This is a genomic window from Rhizobium sp. 2YAF20 (assembly GCF_052114685.1).
Lineage (GTDB): Bacteria > Pseudomonadota > Alphaproteobacteria > Rhizobiales > Rhizobiaceae > Rhizobium.
The window spans coordinates 435,452-455,078 of the sequence record NZ_JBFRFF010000001.1 but is presented as its reverse complement, the minus strand read 5'-3'; the positions used below and the strand labels follow the sequence as shown (position 1 = coordinate 455,078).

The 19,627-nt window shown below is 60.6% G+C and carries 14 protein-coding genes; 6 read left to right on the top strand and 8 right to left on the bottom strand.

All coding sequences use genetic code 11. The features are described 5' to 3' along the window. Positions 1 to 24 precede the first annotated feature (24 nt). Complete coding sequence (locus AB4Z52_RS02165) at positions 25 to 1,233, bottom strand: NAD(P)/FAD-dependent oxidoreductase (RefSeq protein ID WP_442216245.1); 1,209 nt, start codon at positions 1,231 to 1,233, stop codon at positions 25 to 27. Here AB4Z52_RS02165 and mnmD point away from each other — a divergent pair. Continuing rightward, positions 1,232 to 1,963, top strand: a complete 732-nt coding sequence (mnmD, locus tag AB4Z52_RS02160) for a tRNA (5-methylaminomethyl-2-thiouridine)(34)-methyltransferase MnmD (protein WP_442216244.1) — start codon at positions 1,232 to 1,234, stop codon at positions 1,961 to 1,963. The two genes, AB4Z52_RS02165 and mnmD, sit on opposite strands and share 2 nt — an antisense overlap. Here the strand turns inward: mnmD and AB4Z52_RS02155 are convergent. After that, complete coding sequence (locus tag AB4Z52_RS02155) at positions 1,952 to 5,782, bottom strand: response regulator (RefSeq protein ID WP_442216243.1); 3,831 nt, start codon at positions 5,780 to 5,782, stop codon at positions 1,952 to 1,954. The genes mnmD and AB4Z52_RS02155 overlap by 12 nt on opposite strands. A 213-nt stretch (positions 5,783 to 5,995) precedes the next feature. On the opposite strand from AB4Z52_RS02155, the gene AB4Z52_RS02150 reads away from it, so the two are divergent. The 5 genes from AB4Z52_RS02150 to AB4Z52_RS02130 all read left to right on the top strand — a co-directional run bounded on the left by AB4Z52_RS02150 (position 5,996) and on the right by AB4Z52_RS02130 (position 13,103). Beyond that, the gene (locus AB4Z52_RS02150) at positions 5,996 to 7,582 is read left to right on the top strand and encodes a trimethylamine methyltransferase family protein (RefSeq protein WP_442216242.1); all 1,587 of its coding nucleotides are present in this window, start codon (positions 5,996 to 5,998) and stop codon (positions 7,580 to 7,582) included. Between the two features lie 336 nt (positions 7,583 to 7,918). Then, positions 7,919 to 9,586, top strand: coding sequence for a DEAD/DEAH box helicase (locus AB4Z52_RS02145; protein WP_442216638.1), 1,668 nt, complete (start codon positions 7,919 to 7,921; stop codon positions 9,584 to 9,586). A gap of 331 nt (positions 9,587 to 9,917) precedes the next feature. Next, a complete protein-coding gene (locus AB4Z52_RS02140; protein WP_442216241.1) occupies positions 9,918 to 11,327 on the top strand; it encodes a circularly permuted type 2 ATP-grasp protein in 1,410 nt (469 codons plus the stop codon). Positions 11,328 to 11,330: 3 nt separating this feature from the next. Beyond that, positions 11,331 to 12,272, top strand: a complete 942-nt coding sequence (locus AB4Z52_RS02135) for an alpha-E domain-containing protein (protein ID WP_442216240.1) — start codon at positions 11,331 to 11,333, stop codon at positions 12,270 to 12,272. Between the two features lie 12 nt (positions 12,273 to 12,284). Further along, positions 12,285 to 13,103, top strand: a complete 819-nt coding sequence (locus tag AB4Z52_RS02130) for a transglutaminase family protein (RefSeq protein WP_442216239.1) — start codon at positions 12,285 to 12,287, stop codon at positions 13,101 to 13,103. Between the two features lie 141 nt (positions 13,104 to 13,244). Here AB4Z52_RS02130 and AB4Z52_RS02125 read toward each other — a convergent pair whose 3' ends face one another. From AB4Z52_RS02125 to mmsB, 6 genes are all read right to left on the bottom strand, one after another. Then, positions 13,245 to 13,655, bottom strand: coding sequence for a type II toxin-antitoxin system VapC family toxin (locus AB4Z52_RS02125; protein ID WP_442216238.1), 411 nt, complete (start codon positions 13,653 to 13,655; stop codon positions 13,245 to 13,247). A gap of 48 nt (positions 13,656 to 13,703) precedes the next feature. Next, positions 13,704 to 13,895 carry a type II toxin-antitoxin system Phd/YefM family antitoxin gene (locus AB4Z52_RS02120; protein ID WP_442216237.1) on the bottom strand — a complete coding sequence of 64 codons (192 nt, stop codon included), beginning with the start codon at positions 13,893 to 13,895 and terminating at the stop codon, positions 13,704 to 13,706. A gap of 104 nt (positions 13,896 to 13,999) precedes the next feature. Continuing rightward, positions 14,000 to 15,739, bottom strand: coding sequence for an L-arabinonate dehydratase (araD, locus tag AB4Z52_RS02115; RefSeq protein ID WP_442216236.1), 1,740 nt, complete (start codon positions 15,737 to 15,739; stop codon positions 14,000 to 14,002). Positions 15,740 to 15,804: 65 nt separating this feature from the next. Next, positions 15,805 to 17,238 carry an aldehyde dehydrogenase family protein gene (locus AB4Z52_RS02110; RefSeq protein WP_442216235.1) on the bottom strand — a complete coding sequence of 478 codons (1,434 nt, stop codon included), beginning with the start codon at positions 17,236 to 17,238 and terminating at the stop codon, positions 15,805 to 15,807. Positions 17,239 to 17,302: 64 nt separating this feature from the next. Further along, positions 17,303 to 18,301: an AraD1 family protein gene (gene araD1, locus AB4Z52_RS02105; RefSeq protein ID WP_442216234.1), complete on the bottom strand. Its 999-nt coding sequence runs from the start codon at positions 18,299 to 18,301 to the stop codon at positions 17,303 to 17,305. 113 nt (positions 18,302 to 18,414) lie between these two features. Next, entirely contained in the window at positions 18,415 to 19,626 is a 1,212-nt protein-coding gene (gene mmsB, locus AB4Z52_RS02100) for a multiple monosaccharide ABC transporter permease (protein ID WP_442216233.1), read from the bottom strand. Between the last annotated feature and the right edge of the window lies 1 nt (position 19,627).

The window sequence follows — 19,627 nt, the reverse complement described above, 5'->3', positions numbered from 1 at the left end:
CATTGAATATGCATTATATCGAATTCAACTTTTACGTGACGCCACGCCGATGTGATTGGCCAGGGTGAAGCCCTCGGGCATTTTTGCGGCAAATCTAGAACTGCCCGAAATGCCACCGATGGCAACCTCGGCCAGCCGATGCGCGAGGCCGAAGGTGATCTTGAAGCCGCCGGTCAGGGCAATCAGCGCCGGATGGTCCGGATGGGCACCAACCATCGGATCGCGGTCGATCGCCTTTGGCCTTAGCCCCGCCCAACGTTCGATCACTTCTGCCCCCGACAGCGCGGGCACCATATTCCCAACCGCTGACAGCAAGCCGTCGAGCAGCGAGTCGGTGGAAAACGCGTCGTCGAACCGGTTCTCGCTGGTGCTGCCAACCGCGACAAATCCGCCCTCATGTGCAACGACGTAGAGCCCGTCGCGAAACAGCACCGGCAAAGCAGGATCGACATCGGCGCGCAGCAAAGCAGCCTGCCCTTTGACCGGTTGGCCGAGCGGCTTTTGCAAATCCGCCGTCAGCCCCTCCAGTAACGGAAAGCAGCGGTGACCCGCGGAAAGGATGCAGTGGCCGAAGCGAATGTCGCCTTCGTCTGCAACCGCGACGCCGCGACCGGGATCGATGCCGGTGATTTCCCGACCTTCGATGATCCGAACATGCCGTGCGCCGCAAAGGAATGTCTGCAGGACATCAACCAATCCGCGCGGCGCCACGCGTGCCGCCAGCGAATCGTGCACGAAACCGCTCTCGCCGGCCGCCGGATCGATCCAGCCGGGGCCACCGACGGGCTCGTCGACGACATTCCAATGGAAGCGACTTTGGYCATGCCGCCAGTTGTTCTCGGCGTCGCGTTGATGACCAAGGGCGATTTTGCGCAGATGCGGCTTCGGCAATGGGATAAGCCGGCCTGTGCGCCGGTAGCCGGCAGACAGGTCAGTCGCGGCTTCCAGCTCGGCAATATCCGTCTCCAGCGAAACCAGAGCCTCCAGTTGGAATTGCTTCTTGTTGTCCCAGCGATCGGGCATATAGGGCATCAGCGCGCCGAGCACGCCGCCGCTGGCACCCTGCCCCAGACGCCCGGCCTCGACCAGCAACGTGTCTATCCCTCGCCGTTCGGCGTGGACCGCTGCCCACAGTCCCATGATGCCACCGCCGACGATCAGGAGATCGGCAGACAATGGACCGGAAACTGGCGATTGACCAAAAGGCCGTGCCGGACTATCGGCTTTTCCCATGAAAGATCCAGTTCACGAAGAGCAGCACCCATCGGCGAGCCAGCCGCTCGAATGGCGCGACGGCGATATGCCTTATTCCCAGGTCTTTGGCGATCACTTTTATTGCCAGACCGATGGTCGCCTCGAATGCGGCCATGTGTTCATGGACGGCAACGGCCTGCCAGCGCGATGGCAAGGATGCGACAATTTCCTGATCGGCGAGCTCGGTTTCGGCACCGGGCTTAATTTCTGCGAGACCTGGCGGCAGTGGAAGCTCCATCGCACCGCCGGCACCAAGCTACACTTCATGTCGTTCGAACTTTACCCGATGCGCGCCACGGACATCGATCGGGCGCTGTCCCATTGGCCGGAGATCGACATCGAACGGCAGGCGCTGGTCACAAGCTGGCCGACTGAGCCCAGCGGCGCCGTCACCCTTGATCTCGACGAGCAGACACGGCTAAGCGTCCTTTGCGGCCCGGCGATCGATGGAGTTCGAAATGCCGATCCGGACTTTGATGCGTGGTATCTCGACGGCTTTGCGCCATCGCGCAACGGCGACATGTGGTCGGAAGATCTGATGCGGCTGATCCACGACAAAAGCGCGCCCGATGGCACCTTCGCCACCTACGCCGCGGCCGGCTTCGTCCGTCGCAACCTTCAGGCTGCGGGCTATGTCGTCGAGCGTCGCAAGGGCTTTGCCGGCAAGAGGGAAATGCTCTGCGGCACTAAACAATCGTCAGGAACCTGAACGCCCTGCCTCGATAGCGATATCGCCGAGCCAGCGCTCCGTCTTTGCCTGCAGAAGCTCGGGGCTGATCGGCTTCGACATGTAGTCGTCCATCCCTGACGCCAGGCACATCTCCCGGTCGCTTTCGAGCGCGTGCGCCGTGACCCCGACGATCGGCACATGTGCACCGCTGCCTTTCTCGATTTCGCGCCGGCGAATGGCCCGAGTTGCCTGGAGGCCGTTCATGACGGGCATCGAAACGTCCATCAGGATTAGCGCGGGACGCAGATTGTCCCAGGCCTCCACGGCTTCCTCGCCGTTCTTGACGACTAGAAAACGGACATCCATCGACTGCAATATCTGGGTGAAGACGATCTGGTTTACCTCATTGTCCTCGGCAACCAGGATGTCGATCGCATTCTCGTCGCCCTGCACGGCGCGCTTTGCTGCTTCGATGGTCGCCTGCACCTCCGAGCCGAGGTCGGGCGCCTGTGGCGTTACCTTAGGCGCCACCTCTGGCTCGTCTGCCGTCGAGCCTTGCGGCTGGCGCGCCGTCCGCACCACCTCGATGATCGTGCTTCGCAGCACGTTGGCGCGCGCCGGCTTCATCAAATGCGCCTGTCCGTTGAGGGCGGCGAATTCCTTCTCGTTACCGGCGACATCCATGGAAGTGAGGAAAATCAGCGGCAAATCGACAAACCGGCTGTCGCTGCGAATGAGCCGAGCAACATCGGCACCGTTCATTTCCGGCATCTGGTAGTCGAGAATGACGGCATCGACAGGCAGCTGCATTTCGAATGCGGCCTCGAGCATCGCTATACCAGTTCGGCCGTCCTCGACTGCAACGCCGTCGAAACCCCACATCGCCAGTTGCTCGGTCAGAATGCGGCGGTTGATCTCGTTGTCGTCGATGACGAGGATATGCGCGCCCTTGACGTTGACCGGAACGAACTTCGGATCGCTGCGCACTGCGGCCGGCGGCAGCGGCAGATGCACGGTAAAGGCCGACCCCTTAGCCCACTCGCTTTCAACCTCGATATAACCTCCGAAGAGATCGACCAGTCCCGTCGTGATGGCAAGGCCGAGGCCGGTGCCTTCGTGACGCCGGGTCGAAGATGCATCCGCCTGGGAAAACTTCTCGAAGATCGTGTCGACCTTTTCCTCCGGAATGCCGATGCCGGTATCCTCGACACGCACGCTGATCATCGGCTCGCCGTCATTCGTCTTATAGGCGACATCAACGAGCACGTGCCCGCGTTCGGTGAACTTGACGGCATTGCCGACAAGGTTGGTGACCACCTGCCGGAAGCGGCCGGCATCGCCCAACACCATCGGGGGAATTGCCGGCGACACCCGCACCAGAAGTTCGATATCCTTCTCTGACGCATGCGAGGACAAAAGTGTCGCCACGTCCTCGATTGCCTCGACCGGATCGAAGGCCATCTTGCGAAGGCTCATCTGGCCCGCATCGATCTTCGAGAAGTCGAGGATATCGTTGATGATCGTCAAAAGCGCATTGCCTGACTTGACGATGATGTCGATGAAGGTCTTCTGGCGCGCATCGAGCCTGGTCTTGGCGAGAAGCTCGGCCATCCCCAGCACGCCGTTCATCGGCGTGCGGATCTCGTGGCTCATATTGGCGAGGAATTCCGACTTCGCCTTGTCGGCAGCTTCGCTGCGGGCAAGCAGCCTTTGAAGTTCCGCCTCGCGTTCCTTCATTTCTGTGACGTCGGTCAGCACCACCATCCACCGGTCACCGGCGCTGATCGTTGCTTCCAGCTGTATCCAGCGCTCATTGGCGACGCGGAACACCGTCGAGATCGGCCTTCGCGACTGGATGCTCTCGCCCCAGGCCATGCGGAGCGCTTCCGGATCGTCGCCGAAATCGCCGCGAGCAGCACAGTGCTCGAAGGCCCTGGCCCAACTTTCTCCCGCTTGCAGGTAGTCGGGTGGAACGCGCAGCATGTCGGGCAGGACGTCGTTGGTCAGCATGATGATGCCGTCCGCAACAATGAGAAGGCCCTGCGACATTGCGTGCGTCGCGTCCCTCATCAGCTCCCCAAGTTGCTCCAGCGCGTTCTGCGCCGCCGTGATCTCTTTTTCCTGCCGGCGCACGGAAGATATGTCGGAATAGACAAGCAGGAGACGGTCATTGGAGATGCGGCGGGAATCGAGGATGACGACCTTGCCGTCCCCAAATTTCAGCTCAGTCTGGCTATGTGTTCCGGCGGTCGAGAAAACCTCGAGTCGCGATTGGTAGATTGCCTCGGCGTCCCTGGCGTCGTCACCGTAGGTGCCGGCCTCCTTGTGCATTGCCACCAGCTCGCGCAGCGACCTGCCTTCCAGCCGGTGCTCCCTTGGAAGGCTCCAGATATCATAGAGAGCATGGTTGCAATATTCGACATGGTAGTCTGCGTCGAGGATCATCACGCCGGTCGGCATCGACCGCAGAATGCTGTCGAGATCCTGGTGCAGCGCCTCGGCGCGGGTCTGCGCCTCCATGAGCTGGACCTGCCTCAGCTTCAGGACCGACACATCGGTCATCGAGCCGACGATATAGCGTTTGCCATCAGATGTGACGACACGATTGGAGCGGGTCATGATGGAATGAACAGCGCGCGAAGGTTCGACAACCTCGTCCTCGAATTCCAGCTGCCTGCCTTCAACCAGAACTCGTTCGTTCTCAGCATAGAAATTGTCAGCACCTACGTCGAACATTTCGTGCTCGGTCTTGCCCAGCACGTCGTCGCGCACAAGGCCGGTCATATCGGCAAATGCTTCATTCGCATAGACCAGACGATGGTGTTCGTCGCGCACGAAGGCGGCAACCGGCAGATCCTCGAGGATGGTGCGGTAAAGTCCAGTTTCATCGACATGCTTGCGCAGGAGAAGTTCCTGCTCCTTCATCTCGGTGACATCGATACGAAGGCCGACCAAAAGGCCGTTCTGCATTCGTTTGTTGATGCTGCGCAACCAGCGACCGCTGAGCAGGCGCTCGACCGAGTCCTGATGCGGCTTGCCTGATGCCTCCAGCCGCCTGGCAACCCAGGTCTCGCGATCGATCCTTGCAGCAGTGATCTGCTCGGGATAGGTCAGCTGCCAGTGATCGAACACCCTCTCGCAGATCCACCGCAGCGTGACGCCGAGCGGCACTTCGCCGAGAACCGGGCGATAGAATTCCCGCCACGGCGCATTCTGGTAAATCAGTTCGTCGCGCTCATTGTAGATGCAGACCCCGACATCCATCAGGTCGAGCGCGCTTTCGGCGAGGATGGAATGTACGGTTGCATTGTCTTCGGCAGATGCCATGGTCGAACCGGCAACAGCCGGCGCTGCCTTCTGGGCGCGATAGGCAGCGTTGGCTACAAGTGCGCGACCGTCATCGGCAAAGATGCCGACGGGGTGGGGTGCATTCTCCAGGCGCTCGCGGATTCGCGCGATATCGCCGCCGGGGTCGGCTCCCTCGTAGGATGTCCGGGCAACTGTCGCCGGGGCGTCCAGGAACATTCCGAAGACGTAGGAACGATCTTCCGAGGGCACAAAGCTTTCTATCTGCAGCCGAAACGGGCTGCCGCGATGGGCATCGAAGCAGGTGGCGATTTCCTCAGTGCCGAAGACGATTGCCCGGCGTTCCCGGTCCTCACGGTCCCGGTCGTCGGCCGGATCGAACAGATCGCCGTCGCGCTGGCCGATGAAATCGGATATCTGGTGTCCGAAGTAGCGCGCATAGGCATCGTTGACTGCGACATAGCGCAGGTCGCTGTTCTTGATGTAGGCCGGACGATCCAGCTCCGCGATCCGGCGGCAGACGATCTCCAGCAGCTCTCCTCGCGCAGTCAACAATGTCTCACTTCTCGCGAACTCGCGTTGCAACGTTACAGTGGCTTATCACAGAGAGTTTTAATAAATCATTCACCATACCCACCCCCCTTGTTTCACCGTCCCAAATTGAGCGCTATCCCAGTAGGACCGAAGGTAAGTCGCAAATAACTACGGCATTCGGAGCTAAATTCTGCGAAGAATCATCGCCAGTGAACAGGGTGGAGCAGGACCATGAACGATACGACAAAACCGGGCTTGCACGAGACTGAAGCGACCGACATTCCGGTCGAACGCCGCCGCCGAACTGGCGGACGCGGCGGGGACAGGGTCCGCAAGTCGAACGGCTCCAAGTACCTCAATCTGGTCAACAACCTGTCGCACACCCAGATCCTGTCGCCGGAAGCGCTTGACGATATTCACAACGCATCGCTGACGATCCTTGAAGAGATCGGCATGGACATTATCCTGCCTGAGGCGCGTGAGCGCATGAAAGCGGCCGGCGCGGATGTCACCCCGGGCACCGAGCGGGTCCGCTTCGACCGCGGCCTGATCATGGAGATGATCGCGTCCGCACCCTCGACCTTTACGCTCCATGCCCGAAATCCGCTTCGAAACGCTCAGATCGGCGGCAGAAACCTTGTCTTCGCCCAGGTCGCTTCCGCGCCCTTCGTTGCCGACCGCGAAGGTGGACGCCGGGCAGGCAACCAGCAGGATTTTCGCAAGTTGATCAAGCTTGCCCAGTCCTTCGATATCATTCACATGACGGGCGGCTATCCGGTCGAACCGGTGGATATCCACGCCTCAGTCCGCCACCTCGATTGCCTCTCGGATATTGTCAAGCTGACCGACAAGGCCTTCCACTGCTACTCGCTCGGCCGGGAGCGAAATCTCGACGCCATCGAGATTTCGCGTATCGGTCGCGGCATTTCTATGGAGCAGATGGAGGCCGAGCCCTCCCTTTTCACCATTATCAATTCCTCCTCGCCGCTTCGCCTCGACGGCCCGATGCTTCAAGGCATCATCGAGATGTCGTCGCGCAACCAGGTCGTCGTGGTGACGCCCTTCACGCTCGCCGGCGCCATGGCCCCGGTGACGATTGCCGGCGCGGTCGTGCAACAGAACGCCGAGGCCCTTTGCGGCATCGCCTTCACCCAGATGGTGCGCAAGGGCGCACCGGTGATGTATGGCGGCTTCACTTCCAACGTCGATATGAAGACCGGAGCACCCGCCTTCGGCACGCCCGAATACATGAAGGCAGTGATGGCAGGCGGCCAGCTCGCCCGCCGCTACGGCCTGCCCTACCGCACATCGAACACCAACGCATCGAACACGCTTGACGCGCAGGCGGCCTATGAATCGGCACTCTCTCTCTGGGGCCTGACGCAGGGCGGCGGCAACTTCGTATTGCATGCGGCGGGATGGAGCGAAGGCGGCCTGACGGCATCGTTCGAGAAATTCATCCTCGATGTCGACATGCTGCAGATGGTCGCCGAGTTCCTGACGCCGCTTGATGTCAGCGAAGATGCGCTGGCGCTGGATGCCGTGCGCGACGTCGGCCCCGGCGGTCACTATTTCGGAACGGCACACACCCTTGCCCGCTACGAGACCGCCTTCTACTCCCCGATCTTGTCCGACTGGCGCAACTACGAGACCTGGACGGAGGCCGGCCGGCCAACGACCTACGACCACGCCAACCGGGTCTTCAAGGACGTGCTGAACCGCTACGAAAAGCCGCCGCTCGATCCCGCCATAGAAGAAGAACTCGACGCCTTCGTCGCCAAGCGAAAGGCGGAAGGCGGCGTGCCGACCGATTTCTGAGCTGCCTCGAACCCGGTCTGAAAGCGGAAAGGGTTATTATTTAAGCACCGGACCGCGGGCTATGCGTATTCGGAATGTCTTTTCGCAACGCCTATTGACTTTGGGCGCGAATAAGCCCAAATGCGGCTCAGCTTTCACCTTCCCGGCCGCCGCGTGAGCGTGCCCTGCGAAAAAAAGACGACCCGCAAGAGAAGGACAAAAGCGCTCTAAATACCGATTGCCCTGATGCGGCAATCCTATGCGCTGGAAAGCTTTTTTCCAACTTACAAGTTCCCACTTCACGCGGGGTTCTTGACGCCAGAAATCGACCGGACCGCAAAACGCAGTCCGGCGCTTATGTTTTTGGCGCCTCGAAAGGCAATTGAATTGACGAATTTTAGCGATCTTGGCTTGTCCACACAGATTGTTACCACTCTTACGCAGCAGGGCTACGAGGTTCCCACTCCGATCCAGGCTGAAGCTATCCCGCTCGTTCTGAAGGGCCACGACCTTATCGGTCTGGCGCAGACCGGCACCGGCAAGACGGCAGCCTTCGGCCTGCCGATCATCGAAATGCTCATGAAGGACGGCAAGGCGCCGCAGCACCGCAGCACCCGTACCCTCATTCTTGCTCCGACCCGCGAACTGGTGAACCAGATCGCCGCGAGCCTCAAGGACTACGTCCGCAAGACATCCCTCAAGATCGGCCTCGTCGTCGGCGGCGCATCGATCAACAAGCAGCAGATGCAGCTGGAACGCGGCGTCGACATTCTCGTCGCGACGCCCGGCCGCCTTCTCGACCTGATCGCCCGTCGCGCCGTGACGCTCGGCCATGTCTCCTACCTCGTCCTCGACGAAGCTGACCAGATGCTCGACCTCGGCTTCGTGCACGACCTTCGCAAGATCTCGAAGATGGTGCCGGCAAACCGCCAGACCCTGCTGTTCTCGGCCACCATGCCGAAGGCAATCGCCGATCTCGCAGCCGACTTCCTGCGCAATCCGGTCAAGGTCGCAGTCACGCCTCCAGGCAAGGCTGCCGACAAGGTCGAACAATATGTGCACTTCGTTTCCGGCCAGAACCACAAGACCGAGATCCTGAAGGAATCGATGACCGCCAACCCGGATGGTCGCGCCATGGTCTTCCTGCGCACCAAGCACGGTGCCGAGAAGCTGATGAAGCATCTGGAACATGTCGGTTTCGCCGTTGCCTCCATCCATGGCAACAAGAGCCAGGGTCAGCGCGAGCGTGCACTGAAGTCCTTCAAGGATGGTGAAGTCCGCGTCCTCGTCGCGACTGACGTTGCTGCCCGCGGCATCGACATCCCCGGCGTTTCGCACGTCTACAACTACGACCTGCCGGAAGTTCCCGACGCATATGTCCACCGCATCGGCCGCACGGCCCGTGCCGGTCGCGACGGTATCGCGATTGCCTTCTGCGCGCCTGACGAAGCTCGCCTCCTGCGCGATATCGAACGCCTGATGGGCATCGAGATCGCGGTTGCCAGCGGCGAAGCCCCTGCTGATCGTGGTCGTCCCGCGCGTGGCGGCGGTGGAAACCGCGGTGGTGCTGGCGCCGGCAATCGTGGCGGTGGCCAGGGTCGTGGCGCAGGTCCCGGCCAGGCACGCTCCGAAGGGCGCCCGGCCCGTCGTCCGCGGCCGGAAGGCGAAGCCCGCGAATTCCGTGCCGAACGTCATGACCGTCCGATTGACCGTCAGCCGCGCGAAAACAATCGCAACGCCGACTTCCGTGGTCAGCGCACCGCTGAGCGCGCCCCTCGCCCTGAGATCGACAACGATCTGAACTCGACCTCGGATTTCCGTCCCGCCAAGCAGCCGCAGCGTCACAGCCCGGCCGGCGGTGCAGCTCACGAGGCAGGCGCTCCGCGCAACGGTCGCAACGCCCACGGTCGCCCGCCGCACAAGTCAGGTGAAAACCGCGGTGGTCGCCATGAAGCAGGTGGCAACAACGGCCAGGCCCGCAAGCCGAACAACGGCCGCCCGGGTCCGCGCCGCGAACAGGCGTAAGCCGACGCTGATTGACGATCTGGAGAGCGGCGGCAGCAATCCCGCCGCTTTCGTTTTGTCGAAAATGCGACTACCCGCAAATATTCGCCCGGAGAGAAATACCGCTTTTCCAACACAACCTTTCAGCACGAAACCAACCATTTGCCTAGGATTTGGGCACGGCCGACATTCGATTTAAATCTCTGAAATTTCTTAGCCTCGTACATTGCCCAGAAAATCAGCGTTTTCCGGCATTTTTCGCCAACCAGCAAAATTCTCTCGTCGACTGCGCATGCTTCTTGCATTGCGGTAGGCGTTGTATTCAAATGAAGAAAAATCGGGGAACTTAGCTTTGGCATTCGATGAAATGATAACGACGGGTGAAAATCCGCGCGAGCCTTATCAAAAATACGCCGACTGGTATGCCAACCAAGACAGAGCACATCTGATAGCCAAGTCCCGCGATGCGGAAAACATTTTCCGGAAAACCGGCATCACTTTCGCGGTCTATGGCCACGCGGATAGTTCCGAAAAACTCATTCCCTTCGACATCATCCCCCGCATCATCTCCGGCCGCGAATGGCGCAAGCTTGCGCAGGGCATCGAACAGCGGGTGATCGCCCTCAATGCTTTCCTCGACGACATCTATCACAAGCAAGAAATCATCCGCGCCGGCCGCGTGCCGCGCGAGTTGATCGAAAAGAACATCGCCTTCCTGCCGGAAATGATCGGCTTCAGGCCTCCCGGCGGGGTCTACACCCATATCGTCGGCACCGATATCGTCCGCACCGGCGAGGACCAGTTCTACGTGCTGGAAGACAATGCCCGCACGCCGTCCGGCGTCAGCTACATGCTCGAAAACCGCGAAACCATGATGCAGATGTTTCCCGAGCTGTTTCACCTCAACAAGGTGCAGCGCGTCGAGGACTATCCGCTTCTGCTGCGCCAAAGCCTTGCCTCGCTCGCCCCTCCCGGCTGCAAGGGCAAGCCCCGCGTCGCGGTGCTCACCCCCGGCATCTACAATTCGGCCTTCTACGAGCATTCGTTCCTCGCCGACATGATGGGTGTCGAATTGGTCGAAGGCTCCGACCTGCGCGTCATCGACGGCAAGGTGAAGATGCGCACGACCCGCGGCTATGAGGCCATCGACGTGCTCTACCGCCGCGTCGACGATGATTTCCTCGATCCGCTGACCTTCAGGGCCGACTCGGCTCTCGGTATCCCCGGCATCATGGATGTCTATCGCGCCGGCCACATCACTATTGCCAACGCACCCGGCACCGGCATTTCAGACGACAAGGCGATCTATTCCTACATGCCCGAGATCGTCGAGTTCTACACCGGCCGCAAGCCGCTGCTGGAAAACGTGCCGACCTGGCGCTGCTCGGAGGCCGACAGCCTGAAATACGTGCTCGAACATCTGGCCGAACTGGTGGTCAAGGAGGTTCACGGCTCGGGCGGCTATGGCATGCTGGTCGGGCCGACGGCCTCGAAGAAGGAGCGCGCCGACTTCGCCGAAAAGCTCAAAGCCAGGCCGAACAACTACATCGCCCAGCCGACGCTATCGCTTTCGACGGTGCCGATCCTCGTCAACAAGGGCATCGCGCCCCGCCATGTTGATCTTCGCCCCTATGTACTCGTCTCCGACAAGGTCCAGATCATTCCCGGCGGGTTGACGCGCGTCGCGCTAAAGGAGGGTTCGCTGGTCGTCAATTCCAGCCAGGGCGGCGGCACCAAAGACACTTGGGTATTGGAGGACTAACCGATGCTCGGAAGAACTGCCAACGGCCTCTACTGGATGTTTCGTTACATCGAACGCGCCGAAAATATCGCCCGCCTCGTCGATGCCGGCTTGCGCATGGCGCTGACCCGCAGCGGGGCGGTCGAGGACGACTGGGACGGCGTGCTCCAGAGCGCCGGTGTCCGCGAGGAATATGATCTGGTTCACGACAAGCTCACAGGCGCCGACGCGATCGACTATCTGATGCGCGACCGCTCCAACCCGTCGAGCGTCATGTCCTGCATCGATTTCGGCCGCAACAATGCCCGTATGGTGCGCACGGCCCTGACACGCGAGACCTGGGAAGCGACGAACGAGTGCTGGATCGAACTGAAGGCGCTGCTCGGCAAGCGACTGAAGGCGGCCGAGATGCCTGATGTTATCGACGTCATCAAGCGCCGGGCGGGCCTGATCCGCGGTGCCTTCCATGGCTCGATGCTGCGAAACGAACTCTATAATTTTGCCCGCATCGGCACCTTCATCGAGCGGGCCGACAACACGGCGCGGATCCTCGACGTCAAATATTACGTGCTGCTCCCTTCGGTCTCCGCTGTCGGCTCCTCGCTCGACAATGTGCAGTGGGAATCCATCCTGCGCTCGGTTTCTGCCCATCGCTCCTACAGCTGGGTCTACGACGCGGAATACCGGCCCAGCAACATCGCCGACTTCCTCATCCTAAACGGCCAGATGCCGCGTTCTCTAGCCTATTGCTATGAAAAGATTGTCAGCAATCTCGGCTATCTCGGCAAGGAGCATGGTGAACGCAACGCCGCGCACGACACCGCCGATGCAGTCCGTACGACGCTGCAGACGCGCGCAGTCAAGGACATCATGGATCAGGGGCTGCACGAGTTTCTGGAGGACTTCGTCTCGCGCAACAACAAACTGGGCCAGGAAATTTCCGACGGCTACCGGTTCTATCAGTAGGCGGGTTTAAGCATGAGACTGAAGATTAATCACGTCACAGAATATCGCTACGACGAACCGTCGCAATTCTCTCTACAGCGGCTGAGGCTGACGCCGCTTTCGGCTGCCGGCCAGACCGTGATCGACTGGTCGCTGAAAGTGGAAGGCGCCAAGACCGAGGTCGAATATGACGATCAGTTCGGCAATCGCGTAAGCCTTGTCTCGCACGACGGCGATCAGGACAAGACCCGCATCGTCGCAATGGGTGAAGTCGAGACGCATGACCTCAACGGCGTAACGGGTGCGCATACCGGGTTTTGCCCGCTCTGGCTCTTCCTGCGCGACACGGCGCTTACCAAGGCCGGCAAGCTCACCAAGGACCTGATCCGCGGCCTTTCCGGAGAAAGCGACGTCGGCAAGATGCACTCGCTGATGGGCGCCATCCATCAAACCGTCGAATACAGGCCCGGTACCAGCGATACCGAAACCACGGCGGAACAGGCGCTGGAACGCAAATCCGGCGTCTGCCAGGACCACGCCCATATCCTCATTTCCGGCGCGCGCGCGATGCGCCTGCCGGCCCGGTACGTTTCCGGTTATCTGCTGATGGAAGGCGCCGTCGATCAGGCAGCGACACATGCCTGGGCGGAAGTCCACCTTGAAGGCCTCGGCTGGGTCGGCTTTGATCCCGCCAACGACGTCTGCCCCGACGATCGCTATGTCCGCATCGCCACCGGCCTATGCTACCGCGACGCCGCCCCCGTCTCCGGCATGCGTATCGGCAAGCCAGGTGAGAACCTGTCAGTCACAGTGAGCGTCGAGAACCAGGAGCAGAGCCAGACCCAGAGCTAGCGCTGGCGTCTCAAAGAAAAGCCGGATGGGCTGGTCAATGACCGTCCGGGCAGGTTAGCGCCCGTCTTCCACTTCACAAATATAAAAGCTCTGCGGCCGAATGCAAGCACAACCATTGGCCGCAGACCGTAACCGCTCGCGTCAGCTTGCCCCGATCGCGTTGACATGCCCAAGGGCCGCGTAGCTCAAAATGGCCTGATCGGCGGTTATGAGCGGTATCCGATGAAACCGCGCAGTTGCGACGATTAGCCGGTCTACCGGATCGGCATGAAATTCACCGGGAAGTCTGACGCTATCCACCGCGATCGAAGCTAAAAGCGGAGCAATCTCAAGGCCCGGCAACGCAAGCGCCGTGCGGAGCCAGCGATCCACGTCATCACCGAGAGAAATCCTCGCCTTCTCTGCAAGCATCGCAATTTCCCAAGGCGTAATGGCCGATACCAGGATACGGCTCCGCTGCGTGGTGTCATCGATGATTTGCCGTTCTTTTCGGCCTAGCCGTGCGTCTTCTTGAACCGCCCAGATCAAGACATGCATATCGATGACGATCAACGGGCTGCATCCCAATCTTGGAGATCGGAAACCGGCGAAAAGGAATCGTCATAGGCAGATACGCTGTCCTTCATCGCGCCAATGATGCTCTGGAGCTTGGCTGTCGAGGGCAAAGGAGAAAGCAACGGCAACCGGCTTACCGCGCTTGGTGATGAGCACCGGCTCACCGTCGTCGCTCACCTGCTCGATGATATTGAGGCATTTCGCCTTGAATTCAGCCGCTCCAACCGACTTTGTCATAGTGACTATACCTTCTGTACAGATGTACATCAAATAGTCACATTGCAGATGATTTCAATCTCTCAAAGACAGGAGGCGGAGCCTTCGCTCCGCCTCCTTCAATCTCAATGACTGTCGCGTTCGACGACGGAACCGCGTGATCCGACGAGAAAGTCGAGATCGGCGCCCGTGTCGGCCTGCATGACAGTCTTGACGTAGAGCCCGCCATATCCGCCCGACAGCGGCTTGACAGGGGAGACCCACTCCGCACGGCGCTTTGCCATTTCCTGGTCGGAGATGTCGAGATGAATGGTGCGCGCCGGCACGTCCACCGCGATCATGTCGCCGTTCTGAACCAGCGCCAGCGGTCCGCCGTCAGCGGCTTCCGGCGCGGTGTGCAGGATGACGGTGCCATAGGCGGTCCCCGACATGCGCGCATCCGAAATGCGGATCATATCGGTGATCCCCTTCTTCAGAACCTTCGGCGGCAGACCCATGTTGCCGACCTCGGCCATGCCGGGATAGCCCTTCGGGCCGCAATATTTCAGCACCATGATGCAGGTCTCGTCGATGTCGAGATCATCCTTGTTGATGCGGGCGTGATAGTCTTCGATGCTTTCGAAGACGACCGCCCTGCCCTTGTGCTGCATCAGATGCGGCGAGGCCGCCGATGGCTTCAGGACCGCGCCCTTCGGCGCGAGATTGCCACGCAAAACCGCGATGCCGCCGGACTGCGTTAGCGCCTTTTCGCGCGGGACGATAACATCGTCGTTGTAATTGACGACATCCTTGACGCCGTTCCAGATCGTGTCGCCGGTGACGGTGATGGCGTCCTTGTGCAGCAGGCCCATTTCGCCCACGGCCTTGATGACGACGGGCAGTCCGCCGGCATAGTAGAACTCTTCCATCAGGTGCTTGCCCGATGGCTGCAGGTTGACGATCGTCGGCACTTCGCGACCGAGCCGGTCCCAGTCGTCGAGCGAGAGTTCGACGCCGATACGGCCTGCAAGCGCCAAGAGGTGGAGAACGGCATTCGTTGACCCGCCGACGGCGCCATTGACGCGGATCGCGTTCTCGAAAGCTTCCTTGGTCAGGATGTCGGAGGGCTTCAGATCCTCCTTGACCATGTCGACGATGCGACGGCCAGAGAGCTGCGAAATCACGCGACGACGTGCATCGACGGCGGGGATTGCCGCATTGCCCGGGAGTGTCATGCCAAGCGCTTCCGCCATCGACGCCATCGTCGATGCCGTGCCCATGGTCATACAGCTGCCGGCGGAGCGCGCCATGCCCTGTTCTGCATCCATGAATTCGTCGAGCGACATTTCGCCGGACTTGACCATCTCCGAAAACTGCCAGATCGCCGTGCCGGAGCCGACATCCTTGCCGCGCCATTTGCCGTTGAGCATCGGGCCGCCGGAAACGAGTATGACAGGGATATCGACCGAGGCAGCGCCCATCAGCAGGCTCGGTGTGGTCTTGTCGCAGCCGCCGAGCAGAACGACGCCATCGACGGGATTTCCGCGGATCGCCTCTTCGACATCCATGGCGGCAAGATTACGGAACATCATGGCCGTCGGACGAAGCGTACTTTCACCGACCGAGAAGACGGGGAATTCGACAGGAAAGCCGCCGGCCTCGTAGACGCCGCGCTTGACGCGCTCGGCAAGGTCGCGCAGATGCGCATTGCAGGGCGTCAGCTCCGACCAGGTATTGCAGATGCCAATGATCGGCCGGCCGTCGAACGTGTCGGCGGGCAATCCCTGGTTCTTCATCCAGGAGCGGTGCATGATCGCATTCTTGCCGGTGCCGCCGAACCAATCATAGGAGCGCAGCTTCCGCGGCCATTCAGCTTTCTTCTTCATAGTTATTGCCCTTTGCGTCCCCGGAGCGCGCCCTTTGTTGGCAAGCCGGGACTGATAATCTTTCGTTATGCCAGCGTGTAGGCGGTCTTCACGGTCGTGAAAAATTCTGCCGCATATTTGCCCTGCTCGCGCGAACCGAAGGAGGAGCCCTTGCGTCCGCCGAAGGGCACATGGAAGTCGACGCCTGCCGTCGGCAGGTTGACCATGACCATGCCGGCCTCGGCATTGCGCTTGAAATGTGTGGCATGTTTCAGGCTGGTCGTCGCGATGCCGGAGGACAGGCCAAACGGCGTGTCGTTGGCAACCGCAAGCGCTTCGTCGTAGTCCTTGACGCGGATGACCGAGGCGACCGGGCCAAAGATTTCCTCGCGCGAAATCCGCATCTGGTTGGTGGCTTCGGTAAAAAGCGTCGGCTGCAAATAGAAGCCTGGCGTATCGCGGCTGACGATCTCGCCGCCAAAGGCAAGCTTGGCGCCTTCGCTTTTGCCGATCTCGATATAATCCGTGTCCGTCTTTAACTGCTTGGCGTCGACCACCGGGCCGATATGCGTGCCGGACTTCATGGCGTTGTCGACGTTGAGGCCCTTCAGCTTCTCCGTCAGCGCTGCGACGAACCGGTCGTGGATGCCTTCCGTGACGATCAAGCGGGATGACGCCGTGCAGCGCTGGCCGGTCGAGAAGAACGCCGAGTTGGCTGCAGCTTCCACCGCGACGTTCAGATCGGCGTCATCGAGGACGACCATCGGGTTCTTGCCGCCCATTTCGAGCTGGAACTTGCGGTTATGTTCGACCGAGGCGAGCGCGACGCGCTTGCCGGTGCCGGTGGAGCCGGTAAAGGTGATGCCGGAAATAGCCGGGCTGTCGAGCATGGCCTGGCCGACCACCGATCCCTTGCCCATGACGAGGTTGAGCACGCCCTTCGGCAGGCCGGCGCGGTTGAGAATATCGACAATCGCCCAGGAACAGCCCGGCACGAGATCGGCAGGCTTGAAGACGACCGTGTTGCCGTAGCAGAGCGCCGGCGCGATCTTCCAGGCCGGGATGGCGATCGGGAAGTTCCATGGCGTGATGATGCCGATGACGCCGAGCGGCTCGCGGGTGATCTCGACCCCGATATTCGGACGCACCGAGGGGAGCACTTCGCCTGCTAGGCGCAGCGCTTCGCCGGCAAAAAATTCAAAGATCTGTGCCGCGCGGATCGTCTCGCCGGTCGCCTCGGGAAGCGTCTTTCCCTCTTCGCGGGCAAGGAGTGCGCCAAGCTCGTCCTTGCGCGCAAGGATCTCCTCGCTTGCCTTCTTGAGGATCGTGTGGCGCTCGAGAATGCCCGAGCGCGACCAGGCCGGAAACGCAGCCTTGGCGGCAGCGATTGCGTCGGCCACGTCGGAAAGCGTCGCGCTGGCATAGAGCCCGACAACCTCGTTGGTGTCGGAAGGATTGATGTTTTCGGCTGCGGCAGAACCGGTCCATTCGCCGGCGATCAGATTCTGGTGGATGGTCATGGGCTTCAAAGCCTCCTTGAATCAACGGAGTGACCGACCGCAGCAGCGACCGGTCTTTATGCGACTACAGCTGGCGAACCGTCACGTCTTCCTCAACTGCCACGGCAAGCGGATTTCGCAGCGGCAGGCCAAAATCGGCGACCTCGATCTCGAAGACGTCGCCGGCCTCGGACTTGATGCCATCCGCGAAGGAGAGCGTCGCCGTGCCGAACATATGAACATGGACATCGCCGGGAATGCGGAACAAGCCGTATTTGAAGTGATGGTATTCGAGGTTGGCGAAGGTGTGCGACATGTTCGCCTCGCCCGACAGGAACGGCTTTTCGAAGATGACCTTGCCGCCGCGGGATATTTTCGACGTACCTCTGATATCGTCGGGTGCTGCGCCGATGCGGATTTCCGGGCCGAAGCTTGCGGGACGGAGCTTCGAATGCGCGAGATAGAGATAGTTGGTCCGCTCGGTCACATGGTCGGAAAACTCGTTCGACAAGGCAAAGCCGACGCGAAAGGGGGAACCGTCGGCTGATATCACGTAGATGCCGGCCATTTCTGGCTCTTCGCCGCCATCTAGCGCGAAGGATGGAGATACCAGTGCAGCACCTGGAGCAGCCGCACCGTAACCATTGCCCTTGTAGAACCATTCGGGCTGCACGCCCTTTTGGCCTGACTTTGGCTTACCGCCCTCAAGGCCCATCTTGAACATCTTCATCGAGTCGGTGAGCGTCTCCTCTGCCGCCTCGGTGGTCTTCTTATGCATCGAATCGCGCGTCGCCGCCGAGCCGAGATGGGTAAGGCCGGTGCCGGTCAGGTGGAGGTGTGCGGCATCTGGATGGGTGATCGGCGGCAGGAACAGACCGTCTGCATAGGCCTTGTCGAGATCGACGATTGCGCCGAGCCCGTGCGCCTCGATCACCGAGACCAGCGATTTGCCGCCGTTCGCCGCTTCCATCGCCAGCGCATAGACGCTGCCGGCGTTTTTGACGGCCTTGGCTTCAGTGCCAGGATCGTTTCTGACGACAACGACGATTGCGCCGTTTGAACCCTTGATCTGCGAGATAAGCACGGTCTTGATCCTCTTTTTCCTGTATGCGCGGAAAAAAGCTCCGCCCTTCCGGCTCGATCACGAGCCGGAATCAATACGTTCTTCGTCTGCGAATGCCGACTGACGCTACGCGCTCAGCCCTTGTTCTTGTTGTAGACGTCGATAAAGACGGCGGCGAGCAACACGGCGCCCTTGACCATCTGCTGGTAGTCGGTGCCGAGACCGTGGAGCGACATGCCGTTGTTCATCACGCCCATGATGAAGGCGCCGATGACAGCACCGGTGATCTTGCCGACGCCGCCGGAAGCCGATGCGCCGCCGATGAAGCAGGCCGCGATCACGTCGAGCTCGAGCCCGAGACCACCCTTGGCGGTTGCCGAGTTCAGGCGAAGTGCCACAATGATGCCGGCAAGGCCCGCAAGCGCGCCCATGTTGGCGAAGGTGTAGAAGCTCAGGCGCTGCGTGTTGATGCCAGAGAGCTTCGTCGCCTTTTCATTGCCGCCCATAGCATAGATGCGGCGACCGATCGTGGTGCGACGCGTGATGAAGGCATAGCCCGCAATCAGCACCAGCATCAATATAAGAACGTTCGGCAGGCCCTTGTAGGTCGACAGCATGTAGCCGAGGAACAGGGTCGCTGCAGCGATTACGAGGTTCTGGACGAGGAAGAAGCTCATTGGCTCGACGTCGATACCATGGCTTTCATTCACTTTCCGATGCCGCCAGGCGATGACCACGAGCACGATCGGGATGATGATCGACAGGATAAGCGAGGTCGAATGCAGCCCTTCGATGCCGAGGAAATCGGGGATGAAACCGGTGCTGATGACCTGGAACGCCGGAGGAAACGGACCGATGCTCGTGCCGCTGCCCGCTGCCGTCATGATCGACAGCGTCAGACCGCGGAAAATCAGCATGCCGGCCAAGGTAACGATGAACGACGGAATGCGGTGATAGGCAATGAAATAGCCCTGCGCGGCACCGACGAGAGCCCCGGTGATCAGGCAGATGACCGTCGCCAGCACGTAGTTCATGTGCCATTGAACCGTCAGGATCGCAGCAACCGCGCCGATGAAGCCGACGACGGAGCCGACCGACAGATCGATGTGGCCCGCAACGATCACCAAAAGCATGCCGAGCGCCATGATGACGATGAACGAGTTCTGCAGGATCAGGTTGGTAAGGTTCAGAGGCCTGAAGAGCACGCCGCCGGTCGAGATCTGAAAGAAGATCATAATGGCAACGAGGGCGATCAGCATGCCGTATTCGCGGATGTTGTTGCGAATGTATTCGCCGACGGAAACGACGTTACTCTCTTCGCCGGCTGCGTTGGTGGCCGTGGTCATT